This is a genomic window from Dyadobacter sp. 3J3, from assembly GCF_009801115.1.
Lineage (GTDB): Bacteria > Bacteroidota > Bacteroidia > Cytophagales > Spirosomataceae > Dyadobacter.
In genome coordinates, this window is the sequence record NZ_VTOL01000001.1 from 673,240 (window position 1) to 693,157 (window position 19,918).

Consider the following 19,918-nt stretch of genomic DNA (forward strand, 5'->3'; position numbering starts at 1 on the left):
GACTATGAAACCGTTGTGTTCATCCAATATAAAACTTTCGTCTGCCGGACTGGTCATTTGCATGTTTTTACTCAATGCATGTCAGCTGGACGAAACCATTTATTCATCCATTTATACCGAAGACTTTTACAAAACAGCTGCCGATGCTGAAAAAGGACTGGTTGCAGCCTATGATCCTCTGGCTGATATGTATTCCGGTCCGGCCGCTACTTTGGTTCCTGATTTCAGCGACGACCAGACTTATCCACGTGGCGTAGTAGGCAGAAATACGCTGACGCTTTTTACGTATGACGTTAATTACACAACACAGAAAACGAATTCCCGCACAAGCGAATCTCCACAACAAATCTGGGCCTCTGGTTATGACGGGATTGAAAAAGCGAACTGGATCATTGCCAAAGTTCCGGACGCAACGATGGATGCTACCCGCCAAAAACAAATTATCGGAGAAGCCTATTATTTACGTGCGTTTTACGAATGGACTTTGACCAAAAACTTTGGTGATGTTCCCATAAAAATAACGCCAAGTTTTACGGCCGAAGATGCAGTTGTAGGCAAAAGTCCAAAAGCCGATGTATACAAGCAAATTTACGCTGACCTTGACCAGGCACTGACGGCAGGGCTTCCATCCTACCCGACTGTTGACAAAGGACGTCCTTCCAACGAAGTAGTAAATGCACTTTATGCCAAAGCTGCTTTGTATAACGAAGACTGGGCAAAGGCGCTGGAAAAGGCAAAAGCGGTAATCAATTCGGGGAAATATTCTTTGATGCCGGACGTGCGCGATACGTATCGTTACGACAAAGAAGATGCTGCACGCGCAGAAAATATGTGGGCTTTTGAAGTGGATCCGCTCACGCAAACCCGCTCGCATCAGCTGACAAGTTTGATGGGCCCAACAGGCAGCGCAGCGCCGGAATATGCGAAAACATCGTACGGTTCCATGTTTGCTTATCAGTCTTTTTACAATTCTTTCAGTCCGTCGGACAAACGAAGATTATTGCTTGACACTACTTACATTGACAAAACTGGTAAAACTGTTGCTCAAAAAAATATCACGCCAATCACAACGGATGCGGTTTTGATCAAAAAATACCAGGATCCGGTTTCAACGGTTGGGATGATTCCTAACATTCCGATTTTGCGCCTTGCCGATATGTACCTGATTGCGGCAGAAGCCGAAGCAAGAGTTAACGGAGCGACTGGCGTAGCTTACGATTTTATTAACGTGATCAGAAAACGTGCAGGTCTTCCGGAATTAACAACCGGCCTTAGCAAAGACGCTTTCATTGACGCCGTGATACAGGAACGCGCCTGGGAATTCTTCGCAGAAGGTGATCGCTGGTATGACTTGACCCGTACCGGGAAATTCATGTCGGTTATTCCAAAAGCGGTAAACAGCGTCTATCCGGTTCGAACGCCAACGGCCAAAAACAAATATTTCCCGATTCCACAGGACGAGATTTATGCTAATCCAAAATTGGTCCAGAATCCGGATTGGCAATAGATTTAGTTGACAGCGATACAGCAATAATGGGGCTATAAAAAATTCTATTCTGTCTGCCAAATTATTTCATTCAACAGAGGCTGGCAGACAGAATAGAAAACAGAGTACAAGAACTTTAATGATCATATGAAATATTATCTGACAATACTTTCCTGCTTCATTTTGATCAATGTTTTTGGTCAAAATCCAAAAACATTATCCCTTGGCAATAAAAATATACAGATTTCCTGGCAGCATACTGCGGAAGGTTATCGTATTGAAAAAATTGCGATAAATAAAAATGGAAAATGGATTTCCGACCTGGCACCTTCGGGTGAGTATACCTTACTTTTTTCAGAAACAAAACCTTCATCAGAATCCGCAGAGACCTTTGACAAAATAACTGGCGGCAAATTCCCTGAGGATGCTTATCATTATCAGAAGCAGCAATGGAAAGAAAGCACAACGGCAGTTTCCTTAAATACAGCAGGAAAAGCATATCATTTTTTCCCAAAAGCAGTAAAAATAATTAACAAAAACCACCTTCAATTTACCGAAGAAACGGAAGTTGCGACTATCATTTCAGACTGGACTCTGGACACAAAATTTACATCTGATATTCTGGTAAGCCAAAAACTAATCCCCAAAAAGAAAGGTTTCTTTTCGCTGGCTACGCCTACTCTGGCTTCTTTGCCAGTCGAAAAAATGTCATGGGTTTCGGTTCCGGGGTATTTTCAGGGAAATTTCATGCAGGAAAATTTCGCGCTGGCCTATGCATATGGGCATGGAATTCCAAGTCGACCTATTGTCTATCGTGAACGTTGTGCAAGTACATTAAGTCCTCTGATGAGTTCAAAAAATGGGATTACGCTATCGATAATCCCTGAACCAGGTTTAGCTCGCGATCCCTGGGCGAAAGACAAAATCACGCAAACGGACTGGTTTATCGGTTTGTCGCACATGAACCGAAAATCACAATTATCACCGACGCTGTATTATCCGGTTTTGGGTGAGGAGAAGTCGGAAAGAGATACCGGACAGGATATCAATTATGCTTTTCGGTACAGTTTGATTTCCGGCGACTGGTTTCAGGCCCTCAACCACGGGATTTATGATGTGTATGATTTCAAACAGGGATTGGCACTTCGCCAGAGCAAACAATCTTTAACCGACCGCATTGAAAAAATGCATCATTACCTCATCAACCCAAAAACTTCGCTTTGGAATATTGAAGAATATAAAGGGAAACAAATTGGCGCACAGTCTTACATGGGAGGTGTTGTCGGCTCAAACAAGGACGCGATGAAAAATTCTGATTATGGTGCGATGTGGATGCTCGCGCACGAAACCCAGGATCCGGAATTGACACAAAAAGTACTTCCTCCCGCGGAAAATTTCAAACTGGTTCAGCAGCAAACTGAAAACGGATTTTTCAAGGGCGCCGTGGAAGGACAATATTACCTGGCTAAAAGTAAAAAGTTCGTGGAAGAATGGGGCGAGGTCATGGAGCCTATCGCACTGACTTATTATGTAATGCTGGATATTGGTAATATGCTACTTTTTGAGCCAAAAAATCAGGAATTAAAAGCACGGTTGATTTTGGGCGCGGAGCGTTTACTTGCCTGGCAAAAGCCGGATGGAAGTTTCGCCGTTGCTTATGACAAAAAAACGGAAGATGAAATTTTTAAAGACATAAAAGACGTTCGGCCAACCTTTTACGGATTATTGGTCGCTTACCGGATTTTAAAAGATGAAAAATACCTGAAAGCAGCGCAAAAAGGGGCAGACTGGTTTATAAACAATGCTGTTGAAACCGGCTCATTTCTGGGCGTATGCGGAGATGCACGGTATGCTCCCGATTTTGCAACCGGGCAATCAGCCCAGGCTTTGCTTGATCTTTATGATTTTACAAATGATGAGCGCTATAAAAAAGCTGCGATTACCACGGCTAAAATCTATATCAGTTCCATTTATACGCATCCTATTCCTTCCAAAAAAATAAAAATTGTTAATGGTGTCGAAAAAGAGGACTGGGAAATCAGCCAGGCCGGAATAAGTTTTGAACATGGCGGAATATTTGGTTCAGCCACACGCCTCGGCCCTATTCTACTAGCCAGTCACGCAGGTATGTTTCTGAGAATATTTCAAATGACCGGAGATCAGATTTTTGCAGATATGGCAAGATCCGCCGCCATTGGACGTGATGCTTTCGTAGATCCGAAAACCAGTGTCGCTTCGTATTACTGGCAGGCTATGAACAAAGGCGCAGGCCCATATCCGCATCATGCCTGGTGGCAAATTGGCTGGATTACAGATTATTTACTATCGGAAGCTGCACTAAGATCGGACGGAAAAGTTAGTTTCCCGAGAGGTTTTGTGACGCCAAAAGTTGGTCCGCATCAGAGTTATGGCTTCGAAACCGGAACTATTTATGGTAACAAAGCCGATCTGGTAATCCGCGAAGGTTTTGTTCAAACTAACCAGCCGGTTATAGATTATATTTTGGCAGAAAACGGTAAAAAAAATGAGGCATTCATTATTCTGCTGAATGATCGTTCGCAGTCCACATCAGGAAAAATCACTTTAAATCCGGAGAATTGGATGTCAGGAAAAAAGATCTCGAAAATCCGTAATATGAAATCAAACCAAACAATGCCAGCAAAAGATAATTCTATTTCCTACAATATTCCAGGTTTTGGCATTGAAGTAATTGCTGTCCAGTTTGATTAAAAATCAAGAATCAGTTAAAAATTTAATTCATCTAACACGCCTTAGCGCTTGAACTCACCCATTGATACCGCCGTCATTTTTATCTTTTCGGCCTTCGTTTTGTTTATAGGAATGCTCTTTGTCCGAACAGGCCGAAACATGAAATCCTTTTTTGCCGGAGGAGAATCCGTGCCGTGGTTTATTGGAGGACTTTCTCTTTTTATGAGTTTTTTCTCAGCCGGAACATTTGTCGCCTGGGGTGCCATAGCTTATAAATATGGCTGGGTTTCTGTCACGATTCAATGGACGATGTGCATCGGAGCACTGATCACGGGAATCTGGCTGGCACCAAAATGGAAAGCAACCGGCGCATTAACCGCCGCAGAATTTGTAAAAGAACGTTTGGGACTGACTGTACAAAAAACGTTCATCTACATTTTCACATTGGTTTCTCTTTTTATCAAAGGGTCGGTTTTATATCCGGTGGCAAAACTTGTCAGCGTTTCGCTCGGATTTCCGCTAATACCAAGCACTATTGTTTTGGGAATTATGATGATCGCTTATACTGCGGTTGGCGGATTATGGGCCGTCATGGTGACTGATATTCTGCAATTTGTCATTTTAACAGCAGCCGTTTTCATCATTTTACCTTTATCCTTAAATGCAGCTGGCGGCTGGGAAACGGTTACCGCAAAAGCACCAGACGGATTTTTCGATCTTCTAAATGGCGAATATACTTTCGGATTCATCATCGCTTTTACACTTTACCACATTTGTTACATCGGCGGCAACTGGACTTTTGTACAGCGTTATACCAGCGTCGACAGCGGAAAATCAGCCAGGAAAGTTTCATTTCTATTTGCAGGATTATACCTGATCAGCCCGATAATCTGGATGTTGCCTCCCATGATTTACCGTACAATTAATCCAGACCTGGTAGGCCTGGATACTGAAAATGCCTATTTAAAAGTTTGTCAGCTGGTTTTACCTCCTGGTTTAATGGGATTGATGTTAACAGGCATGTATTTCTCAACATCCGCCTCTGCCAATACCACCTTGAACGTTGTGTCAGCTGTTTTTACGAATGACATTTACAAAGGCATGATTAATCCGCTAGCGTCAGATAAAAAACTGATGTCCATTGCTCGTTTGTCATCGCTTGTGTTTGGAATTGGAATGATCATAATTGCCTTGCTGGTTCCGGCTGCCGGTGGAATTGTTGAGGTCGTTTTGAGCATTGGAGCCGTTACCGGCGGACCATTACTAGCGCCTGGGTTATGGGCATTGTTTTCAAAAAAATTGACTGGAAAAGCTACACTCTGGATAACTGGTTCTACCCTATCGGTCAATTTACTTTTCAAAATTATTCTGCCCTTAACCGCCGGTTTTAAACTGAACCGCTCCGAAGAAATGCTTCTGGGGATTGGTTTGCCTATCATATTACTGGCAATTAATGAATGGCTTTTATCCCGAAAAACGGCTACAAGTTCAGAATATGAAGTGTATCAGGCTGTAATGACGCAAAGAAAGTTTGATTATCTGGAAAGTTCAGAAGAGGAAAAAACGGAGGCTAGCAGGCAAAATCAGTTTGGCTTGAAAGTCATTGCGGGCGCATTGGCTTTCACCTCTTTTCTATTATTCGTTTTGAGTGCTTTAACAACAATCGGCTCCACATTAACGGCTGCCATTGCATTTGGAATTCTCTTAACAGCAATCATCCCCTGGCGCGCATCCCGAGAGATTAAACTCGTCCCAACGGAAACAACAGAAAAAATCCTCCACTCCTGAAAAACCTAAATCCCTTATTATCATGTCAATAAAGAAATTATTTTTAGTACTGATGTTATTATTTTCACCAAACTTGTATTCTTTTGGTCAGTATAAAATCAGTCAGCCAAACGCTATTCCGCTGCATGGCGAATGGTCTTTCGCGCTGGATCCGGCCGAAATGGGACAGATCGGAAAATGGTATGAAGCCAAGGCCGACAACAACCGTTTTGACAAAGTAACCGTTCCACATTGCTTCTCTGCGGATTTAAGATACCAGTTTTATAACGGAACCGTTTGGTATCGAAAAACTTTTCCCTGGAAAATAACTTCGGGTAAGCGTATCATTCTCCATTTTGATGCTGCTTATTACAAAACAAATATCTGGCTGAACGATCAAAAAGTGGGTGTTCATGAAGGTGGTTATACGCCATTCAGCTTTGATATTACTGACTTTCTAAAAGATGGTGAAAATCTTTTGGCTGTTTCTGTAAACAACGATACCTGGAAAGTGGGCACCATTCCCGGCGCCAAAGACAACAATAAAATTAATGATGCTTTTATGGGCTGGGTTAATTACGGCGGACTTATCCGTCCTATTTATTTGACCGTTGAGCCGGAAGTTTATGCTGATAATATCAAGATCGAAAGTACGCCTGATCTGACAAAAGGAACTGCAAATTTGACTACAAAACTGCGAATCAAAAATGCCTCAAAACAAGCAATTTCCCCGAAAGTAAATTATTTGGTTCAATTTAAAGACAAAACTGTCGCTCTGAATTGGAAAACAAAATCAGCCACGATCCAGTCAGGACAAACGGGAATAATTGAAGCGGAAACAAATCTTTCAGCAGTGCAGGTGAAACTCTGGAATCTGGATGATCCGAATCTTTATCAATTTTCAGCGATCATTGGCTCTGATACCATTACGTCAAATTTTGGGATCCGAAAAGTTGAAATAAAAAATGCACAGTTGCTGCTGAATGGGAAATCACTTCGTTTGGGTGGCGGAAATCGTGTTGTTGATTATCCCGGTTTAGGTTCTATGGAACCGGATTGGCTTGTCGAAAAGGATTTCCGTTTGATGAAGGAAGCGGGAATGGAATTTCAGCGTTTGACACATTATACTCCTTCTGAATATTTCTACGATCTGGCTGATAAATACGGTATGCTGATTATTTCTGAGGCAGGAAACTGGCAGCTCACACCCCGACAAATGGACAACGATAGTATGCGGACAAAGTTCCGCTCACAGTTTCAGGAAATGGCCGAACGTGACTGGAATCACCCGAGCATTATCGCCTACAGTGTTGGGAACGAGTACGAATCAAAATCGCAGCCAGGACTAAAATGGACCAAAGATATGATCCAGAATGCGCGGGAGCTCGATCCAACAAGATTATACACTTTTGCCAGCATGTATTTGAACACGTTTCCTGAAAAACCGGAAGATGAAGCCAGTCAGTATGCGGATTTTATTTGTACAAACACCTATGGAAACCATGCAAAAGTCCTGGATCATATCCACAAATTATATCCCGAAAAGCCCATCCTTATCAGCGAATGGGGTGTTAGAGCAGATAATAATAATGGAGGTGAAGCAGCGCAGGCACAACATATCCGTGACGTAGTAGCCGAAGTCAGAAAAAGGCCATACGTGATCGGGACTTCCTGGTGGACTTACAATGATTATCAAAGTCGGTACCACGGAACAAACGCCAATGGATATCGTCCGTGGGGAATTGTCGGCCCCGACAGATCGCTACGACCTGCTTATAAATCTCATCAGGAAGAAATGTCACCGGTTATAATTGAAAAGGTAAGTTTTAAAACAGGTGAACAAGGGCAACATCAGCTTGTATTGAAACTTACCGCCCGTGCCGATTTCCCTTCTTATGCCGTGAAAGGATTTTCCCTAAAAACAGAAAATGGTATGTATTCGATCCCGGATTTAAACCCAGGTGATAGTAGAGAAGTTACAATAACCGTTTCCGGTTTTGACAAAAAACTCCTTGTAACCATCATGAAACCAACCGGTTATTCTGCCGGCATCAAAGAAATAGAATTGAAATAATCATTGATACTATGCCATAAACGGGAGATAACGGTTGGCCAAAACCTCCTGCCCTAACGCGACTTAACCATGATAAAAGAAGAATTCATCTACAAAAGATCACCAAAAACCATATCTCTTGCAGCAGATTTAGTAATCGTCGGAGGTGGATTGACAGGAACCTGCGCGGCCATTACCGCGGCACGGACAGGAATGAAAGTAATTGTTGTGCAGGACAGGCCCGTTTTAGGCGGGAATGCGTCAAGCGAAGTCCGTTTGTGGGTTTTGGGCGCAACTTCGCATATGGGCAATAACAATCGTTGGGCACGGGAAGGCGGCGTGATCAATGAAATTATGCTGGAAAATATTCATCGGAATCCTGATGGAAATCCACTGATTTTTGATACTGTTTTATTGGAAAAAGTGGTTGAAGAAAAGAATATAACCTTGTTATTAAACACGGCTGTTTTTGATTTAGATAAATCTGCGGAAGATATCATTTCGTCCGTCCATGCTTTTTGCAGCCAGAATAGTACGCAATACAAAATCAGCGCTCCTTTGTTTTGTGATGCCTCCGGCGATGGAATCGTAGCTTTTCTGGCAGGTGCAGCATTTCGTATGGGTGCCGAATCTCAGGAAGAATTTGGCGAGAAATTTGCACCGGACAAAGCGTACGGTGAGTTACTAGGCCACTCAATGTATTTCTATTCAAAAGATGTCGGTCGACCGGTCAAGTTTACGGCGCCGTCTTTTGCTTTGCAGGATATTACGCAGATTCCGCGTTATAAAACTTTTAACCCGAAAGATTTTGGTTGCCGGTTGTGGTGGCTGGAATATGGCGGTCGTATGGATACTGTTCATGACACCGAAACGATCAAATGGGAATTGTGGAAAGTGGTGTACGGTGCCTGGAATTATATCAAAAATTCAGGCCTATTCCCCGAAGCCGAAACCATGACTTTGGAGTGGGTCGGTACTATCCCCGGAAAACGTGAAAGCCGTCGTTTTGAAGGTGATTATATGCTTAAACAGCAGGATATTGTCGAACAAAAACAATTTGAAGATACGGTTGCATTTGGCGGATGGAGTATTGATTTACATCCGGCAGACGGAATTTATAGCGATCAGGCCGGTTGTAATCAGTGGCACGGAAAAGGCGTTTTCAGTATTCCCTACCGTACTTATTACAGTAAAAACATTAATAACCTGTTCATTGCCGGGCGCATTATTAGCACAACACACGTGGCTTTTGCGTCAACCCGCGTGATGGCAACGAGCGCTCATGGCGGACAAACCGTGGCTATTGCGGCTTCGTTGGCAAAAAAATACGGTGTTTCTCCAAGAGAAGTGGGCACGTTGCATTTAGCAGAATTACAGCGTGAGTTGATAAAATCAGGTCAATATATTCCGCACTTGAAATTGTCAGATTCGGAAGATCTTGCTCAAAACGCAATCAGCATTCAGGCAAGTTCCTCTTTAAAATTAAAAGAAATTCCTGCTGCCGATCATTGGGCTCTGATTATACATTCGGTCGGTCAAATGTTACCGGTTACTGTCGGTAAAATGCCATCCGTTACGGTTTGGGTTGATGCGGATGAAGAAATAAATCTGGCCGTTGAGTTACGAAAAAGCAGCAAGTCTTTTAACCATACCCCGGACGTTACACTGCAAACAAAAACAGTTTCTTTGAAAAAAGGGAAACAGGAAATTACGTTGGATTGGCAAACAGAATTTGATGAAGCTTGTTATGCTTTTGTTTGTTTTATAAAAAATGAAAGTGTTAAAATTCAATATAGCGAAAAGCGGATTTCAGGAATTGTTACGGTCTTCAATGCAATAAATCCTGCCGTTTCAAATTATGGGAAACAACAACCTACCGAAGATATTGGTGTGGATACTTTTGAATTCTGGTGTCCCCAGCGAAGACCGGAGGGAAGAAATATTGCGATGAAATTAGATAGCGAAATAAATATTTTTGAGCCGGAAAATTTGAGAAACGGTTTGCAACGACCGATCGCCAGTCCGAATGCCTGGGTTGCAGCGTATGCTGACAGAAACCCCACAATTAATCTCAATTGGGCAGAGCAAACAAAGATTTCAAGCATTGAATTCGTTTTTGACGCAGATTACGATCACCCGATGGAAAATGTCATTTTTGTACATCCCGAAACCGTCATGCCATTTTGCGTTACTGACTTAAAAATTTTTAACGACAAAGGTGAAGTTATAGGCTCAATAGAAAATAATCATCAAAACAGAAGAACAATAACCCTGAGCAACCCTGTTTTTACACAATTTTTCAAAATTGAATTGGCTAATTCAAATGATAATACGCCGGTTTCTTTGTTCGAAATTCGCTGTTATTAATATCGGAGAATTAATATATAATGGTTTAAAAAACGACGGATCTTCGGGTTCGTCTTTTTTATTCTTTGAAAGCTAATATTTTGATACTAAATTTGCACCTCAAATAGCAAACACTAGTTTGCTATTTTATTCATGTTTTACTCTATCATAATAGTATACTAGATAGACTTTGAAGGACGCGTCAGAATCATTGCCCTCATCAGAAGTTAAGGAGCCAGTCAATTGGGAATCCCTGGAAGTCGCTTACATATCAAGTGGTGATCCTGAGGAAGATCGCCGTTTGGCTGTCATCGCGAGGGAACAGGGAAAAGTTGTTTTTCTTCCTGATTTACCTGAAGAATCGGATTCTCGTTTCAATAAGGTTACGCAAAAGACTGAACAGCAAAATGCTGCTTTTGAAGTAACTAAAAATAATACAAAACCGTCACTTTCCTGGGATACGATCCAGAACAAGATTTGGACAGCAACTTTGCGTAAAAGAAGCCGGACAGAAATTGGCATGAACTTGTTCGCAGCAATCGCTCTGATGATTGTTGGACATTTGATTTTCACCTACATTACCTACGACAGACTTTCCATTCTTTGGGATGAACTTGAACTGAATGAAAGCTTTTTCTACTATATTCTGGGTGGATTTATAGCCCAAATGATCGATGGAGCTTTGGGTATGGCTTATGGTGTTACCTCGGCTACTTTTCTGCTTACACTTGGTGTTCCGCCTTCCGCAGTTAGTGCCAGCGTCCATGCTTCAGAGATTTTCACGAGTGGCGTTTCCGGTTACATGCACCTAAAATTTGGGAACGTAAACAGCAAGTTATTCAAGAAAATATTGGTACCGGGTGTCATAGGAGCTATTGCCGGTGCTTATTTGCTTACATCGCTTGAACAATATATTTACATCATCAAGCCTTTGGTGGCAGTTTATACCTTAATTCTGGGAATTCTTATCATCCAGAAAGCGTTAAAGAAGCGGATTGAAAAACGACCAATCCGACAAATCGGATGGTTGGCATTTGCCGGTGGATCGCTGGATTCAATCGGTGGCGGAGGCTGGGGACCCATTGTGACTTCAACATTAATTGCAAGAGGTCGCCACCCAAAATATACGATCGGATCGGTGAATTTGGCTGAGTTTTTTGTGTCATTGGCAAGTTCAGTAACCTTTATAACACTGATCGGATTTTCACACTGGCAGGTTGTTTTAGGACTGATTTTAGGAGGGATGGTAGCCGCACCAATCGCAGCAAACTTGTCCCGAAAATTGCCAATAAAAACAATGATGATCATGGTTGGAACAATCGTCATCATTGTAAGTTTGAGAATAATTTATATGGTGGTTTTTTAGCTAATAGCTGTTAGCAATTAGCCGCGCGGCAGACCGCTGTTAGCTTTAAACCTGGAAATTAGAATTAATAAAAAGAAAGAGTCTTTGTACTCTCACTCAATAAGAAATATTTATTACAAGCTAAACGCTAACAGCTAATAGCCAATACCTAGTGACCTATGAAAAAGCAGACCAAAGCAATACGTACCCAGACGAAGAAAACACAATACCGCGAACATTCTACGCCTTTGTTTTTGACAAGCAGTTTCACCTTTGAAAGTGCTGAACAAGGAAAAGCGTTGTTTGAAGAAACGGAAGAAGGCAATATTTACAGCCGTTTTTCTAACCCTTCTGTACAAGAATTTATAGACAAAGTTTGTGTTCTTGAAGATTGTGAAGATGGTGTAGCGACTGCTACTGGTATGGCTGCGGTGTTCGCAAGTATGGCTGCATTGTTAAAAAGCGGTGATCATATTCTGGCAAGCCGTGCTTTGTTTGGCTCTGCACATCAGATCATTACACAGATCATCAGTAAATGGGGCATTACCTATACGTACCTTGACGCTGACGCAAGTGAGGCAGATTGGGAAGCGGCAGTATTACCCAATACGCGCATGGTTTACCTTGAAACGCCTTCAAATCCAGGTCTGGATCTTGTGGACCTTGAAATGATCGGAAGACTTTGTAAAAAGCATAATCTGATTTATAACGTCGATAACTGTTTCGCATCTCCTGCCTTGCAAAATCCGGTTGATTTCGGAGCGGATCTGGTTGTCCATTCTGCGACAAAATATATGGATGGACAAGGCCGCGTTTTAGGCGGAATTGTAGTTGGAAAAGAAGAATATATCAAACATGTTCGCTTTTTCTGCCGCCACACCGGGCCATCAATGTCTCCATTTAATGCATGGGTTTTGAGCAAAAGCCTTGAAACGCTGGAATTGAGAATGGAAAAACATTGCTCAAACGCTTTGACTTTGGCTACTGCGTTGGAAAAACATCCGGACGTAAAACTGGTTAAATATCCGTTTTTAGCATCTCACCCTCAGCATGAACTTGCCAAAGCGCAAATGAAAGCGGGTGGAGCCATTGTTACAATTGAACTGGAAGGTGGTTTTGAACGTGTTTCAGCGTTTATGGATGCATTGGAAATTGCTTCTCTTTCTTCAAATCTTGGAGACACAAGAACAATTGTTACCAATCCATTTACAACGACTCACGCGAAACTGAAAGCAGATGAAAAACTGGCATTAGGCATCACAGAAGGCTTAATTCGTATTTCCGTTGGCCTGGAAGATATCGAAGACCTGATCGAGGATTTCACAAACGCTGTGGAAGTATCGGTCAAAAGTGATATATTAGAGTAAAAATCAAGAGATTAAAGTCGGTCCTGATATGAAAACACTAACCATCAATTTGCCGGAAGATTTCGAAAAGGAGAAGGTATTGCTTTCGATTGCAGGCCAACTTTATCAACAAGGAGCTTTATCCCCAAGACAGGCTACTGATTTGGCTGGTGTTACGATGAACGAACTGGTTTATAGTACACTTGCGGATGATGACCCTTTGAAAGCTATGATTCGCAATCCAGCCGATAAAAATTTGTAGTTTGAAGACAGAGTTAAAAAACTTAAAATTAAGCAAGAATCTAAAGGCTTAAATAAAGAGAGACTGGAAGCTTTGAGAGATGTAATTGATATTCAGGAGCCCCTTGAACTTCTTCTTTCGCAATAAACAAAATGATATATGTCCTGGATACTAATGTCATCCTGGCATAAAAAAATTAGGTAACACAGAGTTCCACAGAGAAATTAAGAGGGACACAGACATTAAAATAATAACTCTGTGCCCCTCAATTTTTAACTCTAATTTCCTCTGTGAAAAAATACAAGCCGAATCACCATGAACGAAAACATAAACGCATTAACCTCAGCGCTGGAAGGCAAAAGTGAAACAGAATCACTGGCTATTTTGGCGGATTTATTTCCTGGTCAGGTAGTATTTTCTACGAGTCTGGGTTACGAAGATCAGGTTATCACAGATTTTATTTTAAAAAATAATCTGAATATCAGCATTTTCACTCTGGATACCGGAAGAATGTTTAATGAAACGTACATGACGCTTCAAAAAACCAACAACCGGTATGATACCAAAATAAAAGCTTACTATCCGCAAACGGATTCGGCGGAAGCTTTACTAAGTACAAAAGGCCCATTAAGTTTTTACGATTCCGTTGAAAACCGTAAAGAATGCTGTTTCATCCGTAAAGTTGAACCTTTGAACAGAGCTCTGAAAGGAGCAAAAATCTGGGTTACAGGTATCCGGGCAGAACAGTCGGGAAATCGTCAGTCTATGCACAAGCTTGAAGCAGATGAAGCGCATGATCTGATCAAATTCCACCCGATTCTGGATTGGAGTTTTGAGGAAGTAAAGACTTATGTAAAATCAAATGGCATTCCTTACAATCCTTTGCACGATAAAGGTTTTGTGAGTATCGGCTGCGCACCTTGTACCCGCGCCATTCAGGAAGGTGAAGATTTCCGCGCCGGACGTTGGTGGTGGGAAGATGAGTCGAAGAAAGAATGCGGCTTGCACGCCAAGTAATAAAAGCATCCCAATGCTACGTAAATAAAGAAGAAGTATTAAATGTCTAATGAAGTAAGTATGTCAATTTCAGTAAAAGAGGCGTCGGATCTTAGCGACCAAGGAAATATTGACCGTAGAAAACCGGACTACCTGGATCAGCTAGAGGCAGAGGCGATTTACATTATGCGTGAAGTGGCTGGTCAGTTTGAACGTCCGGCGTTACTATTTTCAGGAGGAAAAGATTCAATAACCTTGGTTCGTCTTGCTCAAAAAGCATTTGCTCCGGGTAAAATTCCATTTCCGTTAGTTCATATTGATACGGGCCATAACTTCGTGGAAGCTACGGATTACCGTGATATGCTTGCTGAAAAGACAGGTTCAAAACTGATCGTTCGTTATGTGGAAGATACCATCAAGGCGAAAAATCTGAAAGAACCGACTGGGAAAAACGCGAGCCGCAACTGGTTGCAGACTTTCACTTTACTAGACACAATCGAAGAATTTGGATTTGATGCCTGCATCGGTGGTGCGCGTCGTGATGAAGAAAAAGCACGTGCAAAAGAACGTATTTTCTCATTCCGTGACGAGTTTGGCCAATGGGATCCAAAACGTCAGAGACCAGAACTTTGGAATCTTTTCAACGGACGGATTCATAAAGGCGAAAACGTACGTGTTTTCCCGATTTCAAACTGGACAGAATTAGACGTTTGGGCATATCTTCAAAGAGAAGGCATTACACTTCCTAGCATTTATTTCGCGCACGAACGTGAGTGTATCCTGCGCGACGGACGTTTGTTGTACAATACTCCGGTAATCGAAAAAGATCCGGAAGATCAGATTGTAACCAGACAAGTTCGTTTCCGTACCGTTGGTGATATGACTTGTACTGCTGCTGTTGAGTCAAGCGCTGCAACGTTGGAAGAAGTAATTGCGGAAATCACAGTTTCCAGAATCAGCGAACGCGGCGAGACCCGTATCGATGATCAGCAGACAGAAGCTGCCATGGAAGACCGTAAAAAAGGAGGATATTTCTAAACAATGAGAAATTGACAGAAAGCTCATTACGAGCACATTCAATCATTCTCTCATTCTTAATTCATAATTAGCACAAGGTGGATTTACTAAGATTTATAACAGCAGGTTCCGTAGACGACGGAAAAAGTACGTTGATCGGACGCTTGCTTTTTGATACAAAAAATATTCTGGCAGATCAGATGGAAGCGATCGAGCGTGCCAGCAAAAGCCGTAATGATGGTGAAATTGATTTGGCTCTTTTGACGGACGGACTTCGTTCTGAACGTGAACAAGGGATTACGATTGACGTAGCTTACAAATATTTCCAGACGCCAAACCGTAAGTTTATTTCAATTGATGCACCGGGACATATTCAGTATACCCGCAACATGGTTACTGGTGCTTCGAATGCAGATTTGGCGATTATTTTGGTTGATGCCCGTCATGGTGTTGCCGAACAAACCCGCCGTCACTCGCTGATTGCTTCTATGTTAGGAATTCCTCACGTGGTTGTAGCGATTAACAAAATGGATCTGGTTGGAAATTCTGAGGATGCGTTTTTGGAAATCGCTCAGACTTATAAAGATCTGGCTGACAAATTGAATATTAAAGATCTTACCATTATTCCTGTCAGCGCGCTGAACGGAGATAATATCGTAGAAAGATCCAAAAATATGCCCTGGTATACAGGCGAAACGTTGCTGTCAATTCTTGAAACTGTAAATGTATTAAAAGATAAAAATACTACCGACGGACGTTTTTCAGTACAATATGTAATCCGCCCTCAGACTGAGGAATTACATGACTACCGCGGTTATGCAGGTCGTTTGCAAAGCGGTTCTCTAAGAAAAGGAGAAGCTGTTAAAATATTGCCTTCCGGAACAGAATCAAAAATTGCGAGAATAGAATTCGGTGGACAGGAGATTATCGAAGCTGGTGTTTTTGAATCGGTTACTATTCTTTTGGAAGATGACGTGGATATCAGTCGTGGCGACATGATTGTTTCTGTTGACAATTCGCCAATCGTTAGCCAGGATATTGAAGCACTTGTTTGCTGGATGGATGACCGTAAGACATTAAAAGCTGGCGACAAATATCTTCTTCAGCACGGAACTGCGAGAACGAAATGTTCTGTCAGAAGCATAGAATATCAAATTGATATAAATTCGTACGAAAAACTGGATGAGGTTGAAAGTCTGAAATTAAACGATGTCGCAAGAATTGTTTTGAGAACGGCACAACCTATCGCTTACGATCCGTATCAGCAAAACAGAGCCAACGGTGCTGCTATTCTGATTGACGAAACTTCAAACGTTACCGTAGGCGCTTGTATGGTTGAATAAAAAGGCGCACTTATCCGCACCTTTTTTTCTATTATAAAGTTAATATACTATTCCGATAGGTTATAAGAATATATCACCATGAATAATTTAGTAATTTCAGACAAAGTATCAACCGCTGCAAAACGTGATATTGTTGATTTACAAAACAAGATCAACGCATTTAACACGGGTGAAACGCCGGAAGAAGCTTTTCGCAAGTTTCGTCTGACGCGCGGTGTGTACGGTCAGCGCCAGCCTGGCGTTCAAATGATCCGTATCAAATTGCCGTATGGACGTATCACCGCCGACCAGCTTGTTCGTATCGCTGATACCTCCGACAAATTTGCAACAGGAAACCTTCATGCGACTACGCGCCAGGATATACAATTGCACTTTGTTAAACTTTCAGATTCTCCACAACTTTGGTCCGATCTGGAAGATGCCGGAATTACTTTGAAAGAAGCATGTGGAAACACTATTCGTAACGTTACGGCTTCGTCCGTTGCAGGAATTGATCCGGATGAACCTTTTGATGTTACGCCGATAACACATTCGATTTTCACTTATTTCCTTCGTAATCCGATCAATCAGGATATGGGACGGAAATTCAAAATCGCAGTTTCTTCCTCTGAAAAAGATTCAGCTTTGGCGTTCATCCATGACGTTGGACTTATCGCCAAAATGGGAACAAACGAAGCGGGCGAAGAAGTTAAAGGATTCAAGGTTTTGATCGGTGGCGGATTAGGTGCACAGCCTTTCTCGGCACAAACTGCTTTTGAATTCCTGGAAGAAAAAGATGTTATTCCATTCATAGAAGCTTTGCTTCGTGTTTTTGACCGTCATGGAGAACGAGTTCGTCGCCATAAAGCGCGGATGAAATTCCTTTTGAACGATCTTGGACTGGAAGGTTTGATGGCAAAAGTGGAAGAAGAACGGACTGCTGTTAAAAATAAAATATTCCAGATTCCGGACGATTTATTCGGTACCAACGAAGCAGAATCAATCAACCACGCTCCTCGCCCATCTTTGAGCGAAGAAGAAATTTTGAAGATCGCTTCTGAAAATATTGAAGACCTGACAGAATTCACGAAATGGCTTAAAACCAACACGTTTGAACAAAAACAAAGAGGTTGGTATGCAGTTCAGTTACGTGTTTTGCTCGGAGATATGCATTCTGACACGGCGCGTTCCTTGGCTGATATTGTACGTCAATATGCTGCTGATGATATTCGCGTAACGGTTAATCAGGGATATATTCTTCGATTTATTAAAGGAGAAGACCTTGTAGCGATATACAACGAACTTTCGAAATTGGGATTGGTAAATCCAGGTTTTGATAGTACAATGGACATTACAACCTGCCCTGGAACAGATACTTGTAACCTGGCTATTACAAGCAGTTACGGAATTACGCGCGTTCTGGAAGACGTCATGAAAGATGAATTTCCTGAAATGATTTACAACCAGGATATCAAGATCAAGATTAGCGGGTGTATGAACGGCTGCGGCCAGCATAATGCTTCTAATATTGGTTTCCACGGTAGTTCAATAAAAAATGGAAAACTGGTATTGCCAGCTTTGCAGGTTTTATTAGGCGGTGGTTTTTCCGGTGACGGAATTGGTTTGATTGGTGATAAAGTAATTAAAGTTCCTGCCAAACGCGGACCAGAAGCGCTTCGCACAATCTTCAACGATTACGAATCAAATGCTTACGACGGAGAATATTTCAACCAATATTACGCACGTCAGACTAAAAATTATTTCTTTCAGTTATTGAAACCTATCGCAGATCTTTCAACTATTCAGGAAGATGATTACCGCGACTGGGATCATGATGAAATGTTCAAAACTGAAATTGGTGTTGGTGAATGTGCCAGCGTTTTGGTTGACCTTGTGGCCACGACAATTACAGAAGGACAGGAAAAATTAAATCTTGCAAAAGAAAATTTCGAATCAAAAATCTGGGCTGATGCGATTTATCATGCTTACAACGTTTTGATCACGGGTGCAAAAGGATTGTTGATGACCAAAGATGTGAGCACAAACACACAGTATGGTATCATCAATGATTTCGAAAGTAACTTTGGAAAAGAGTTTAAATATGAAATCCCGGCAGAATATGTTTTGCCCGATTCAGAAGAAACGCCTTTCCGTTCCCTTGCTTTCAGCATTAACAAATTTGAACCAACAGAGGAATTTGCTACTTATTTTGTAAAAACGGCGGAAGACTTTTTGAACTTTGTTCGTAATACACGCGGAGCTCAGCTGATGGAAACAGGAGAACCTGTATTGCAGGAGCTTTCATTTGGAAAGGATAGCTAGGCTGTTGGCTTTTAGGCGTTAGCTTTTAGCTGCGGCTCGAATTAAGATTATATATATTGAAAGAAGTCAACTTTTGAAAGTTGACTTCTTTCATCTCACTTCATTTCTATTTCAGCAGACTGAATTTTTATGCTGAAAATTCTCTTACAGCAACCCACTGACAGCTGATCGCCGAAAGCCGACAGCTATTTCCCTATGAAACTTACATTAATCGGTGCCGGTCCCGGCGATCCTGACCTGATCACTTTGAAAGGTATTAAAGCATTACAAACTGCCAAAGTTGTGCTTTATGACGCCCTTGTGCATCCTGCCATTTTAGATCATTGTCCCGAAGAATGTTTGAAAATTCATGTTGGAAAACGTTTTGGAAAAGTAAGCTGCGGACAGGATGAAATTAACAAACTGATTGTTGCCTCTGCCAGTGAGTATGGAGAAGTAGTACGTTTGAAGGGTGGCGATTCATTTATTTTCGGTCGCGGTTATGAAGAAATTGAATATGCTGCCCAACACGGTATTGAATCCGAAGTTATTCCTGGTATTTCCAGTACTTATGCAGTTCCGGCTTTGGCAGGAATTCCATTGACTTCCCGTGGTGTGAGCGAAAGCTTCTGGGTTGTAACCGGAACTACAAAATCACATGAATTATCGGCCGATCTTCCCTGGGCAGCACGTTCTTCTGCAACGGTTGTGATCCTTATGGGAACACACAAACTCGACGAAATAATTAATATCTACACCGATCTGGATAAATTTGACGAGCCAATTGCAATCATTCAAAACGGTTCACTTCCGGAACAAAAAATTGTTTTGGGAACGATTGGAAATATCTTACTACTGGCAAAAGAAGCAGACATAAAATCTCCCGCAGTCATCGTGATTGGAAAAGTTGCAGCGCTTCCGGGATTGACCTTCCAGAAAATTGAAGAAATGGTTAACAAACAGCTTTAGGGAATATGCTGATAACAGAA

At 41.9% G+C, this 19,918-nt stretch carries 13 protein-coding genes; all 13 read left to right on the forward strand.

The genetic code is table 11. From position 1 onward, the window contains the following. Positions 1-61 precede the first annotated feature (61 nt). The 13 genes from FZF08_RS02935 to cobA all read left to right on the forward strand — a co-directional run bounded on the left by FZF08_RS02935 (position 62) and on the right by cobA (position 19,898). A complete protein-coding gene (locus FZF08_RS02935; RefSeq protein ID WP_159467322.1) occupies positions 62-1,507 on the forward strand; it encodes a RagB/SusD family nutrient uptake outer membrane protein in 1,446 nt (481 codons plus the stop codon). Between the two features lie 126 nt (positions 1,508-1,633). Continuing rightward, positions 1,634-4,216 (forward strand): glycerophosphoryl diester phosphodiesterase, encoded by a 2,583-nt coding sequence (locus tag FZF08_RS02940; protein WP_159467105.1) that lies wholly within the window; start codon positions 1,634-1,636, stop codon positions 4,214-4,216. Positions 4,217-4,264: 48 nt separating this feature from the next. Next, entirely contained in the window at positions 4,265-5,983 is a 1,719-nt protein-coding gene (locus FZF08_RS02945) for a sodium:solute symporter family protein (RefSeq protein ID WP_159467106.1), read from the forward strand. A 22-nt stretch (positions 5,984-6,005) separates the two neighbouring features. After that, on the forward strand, positions 6,006-8,036 hold the full coding sequence (locus FZF08_RS02950) for a glycoside hydrolase family 2 protein (RefSeq protein ID WP_159467107.1): 2,031 nt from the start codon (positions 6,006-6,008) through the stop codon (positions 8,034-8,036). A 69-nt stretch (positions 8,037-8,105) separates the two neighbouring features. Next, on the forward strand, positions 8,106-10,382 hold the full coding sequence (locus FZF08_RS02955; RefSeq protein ID WP_159467108.1) for an FAD-dependent oxidoreductase: 2,277 nt from the start codon (positions 8,106-8,108) through the stop codon (positions 10,380-10,382). Positions 10,383-10,551: 169 nt separating this feature from the next. Continuing rightward, a complete protein-coding gene (locus FZF08_RS02960; protein WP_159467109.1) occupies positions 10,552-11,727 on the forward strand; it encodes a sulfite exporter TauE/SafE family protein in 1,176 nt (391 codons plus the stop codon). 158 nt (positions 11,728-11,885) lie between these two features. Next, positions 11,886-13,073 carry a PLP-dependent aspartate aminotransferase family protein gene (locus FZF08_RS02965; RefSeq protein WP_159467110.1) on the forward strand — a complete coding sequence of 396 codons (1,188 nt, stop codon included), beginning with the start codon at positions 11,886-11,888 and terminating at the stop codon, positions 13,071-13,073. A gap of 28 nt (positions 13,074-13,101) precedes the next feature. After that, positions 13,102-13,314 carry a hypothetical protein gene (locus FZF08_RS02970; RefSeq protein ID WP_159467111.1) on the forward strand — a complete coding sequence of 71 codons (213 nt, stop codon included), beginning with the start codon at positions 13,102-13,104 and terminating at the stop codon, positions 13,312-13,314. A 294-nt stretch (positions 13,315-13,608) separates the two neighbouring features. Next, positions 13,609-14,310, forward strand: coding sequence for a phosphoadenylyl-sulfate reductase (locus FZF08_RS02975; protein WP_159467112.1), 702 nt, complete (start codon positions 13,609-13,611; stop codon positions 14,308-14,310). 60 nt (positions 14,311-14,370) lie between these two features. After that, entirely contained in the window at positions 14,371-15,327 is a 957-nt protein-coding gene (gene cysD, locus FZF08_RS02980) for a sulfate adenylyltransferase subunit CysD (RefSeq protein ID WP_159467113.1), read from the forward strand. Positions 15,328-15,404: 77 nt separating this feature from the next. Further along, complete coding sequence (locus tag FZF08_RS02985) at positions 15,405-16,649, forward strand: sulfate adenylyltransferase subunit 1 (protein WP_159467114.1); 1,245 nt, start codon at positions 15,405-15,407, stop codon at positions 16,647-16,649. Between the two features lie 78 nt (positions 16,650-16,727). Continuing rightward, positions 16,728-18,950 carry a HEPN domain-containing protein gene (locus tag FZF08_RS02990; RefSeq protein WP_159467115.1) on the forward strand — a complete coding sequence of 741 codons (2,223 nt, stop codon included), beginning with the start codon at positions 16,728-16,730 and terminating at the stop codon, positions 18,948-18,950. 195 nt (positions 18,951-19,145) lie between these two features. Further along, positions 19,146-19,898 carry a uroporphyrinogen-III C-methyltransferase gene (gene cobA / locus FZF08_RS02995; RefSeq protein ID WP_159467116.1) on the forward strand — a complete coding sequence of 251 codons (753 nt, stop codon included), beginning with the start codon at positions 19,146-19,148 and terminating at the stop codon, positions 19,896-19,898. Positions 19,899-19,918: the final 20 nt, after the last annotated feature.

Coding starts and splice junctions, on each gene's coding strand:
- FZF08_RS02935 (WP_159467322.1), top strand. CDS start 62: ATGTTTTTACTCAATGCATGTCAGCTGGACGAAACCATTTATTCATCC.
- FZF08_RS02940 (WP_159467105.1), top strand. CDS start 1,634: ATGAAATATTATCTGACAATACTTTCCTGCTTCATTTTGATCAATGTT.
- FZF08_RS02950 (WP_159467107.1), top strand. CDS start 6,006: ATGTCAATAAAGAAATTATTTTTAGTACTGATGTTATTATTTTCACCA.
- FZF08_RS02955 (WP_159467108.1), top strand. CDS start 8,106: ATGATAAAAGAAGAATTCATCTACAAAAGATCACCAAAAACCATATCT.
- FZF08_RS02965 (WP_159467110.1), top strand. CDS start 11,886: ATGAAAAAGCAGACCAAAGCAATACGTACCCAGACGAAGAAAACACAA.
- FZF08_RS02970 (WP_159467111.1), top strand. CDS start 13,102: ATGAAAACACTAACCATCAATTTGCCGGAAGATTTCGAAAAGGAGAAG.
- FZF08_RS02975 (WP_159467112.1), top strand. CDS start 13,609: ATGAACGAAAACATAAACGCATTAACCTCAGCGCTGGAAGGCAAAAGT.
- cysD (WP_159467113.1), top strand. CDS start 14,371: ATGTCAATTTCAGTAAAAGAGGCGTCGGATCTTAGCGACCAAGGAAAT.
- FZF08_RS02990 (WP_159467115.1), top strand. CDS start 16,728: ATGAATAATTTAGTAATTTCAGACAAAGTATCAACCGCTGCAAAACGT.
- cobA (WP_159467116.1), top strand. CDS start 19,146: ATGAAACTTACATTAATCGGTGCCGGTCCCGGCGATCCTGACCTGATC.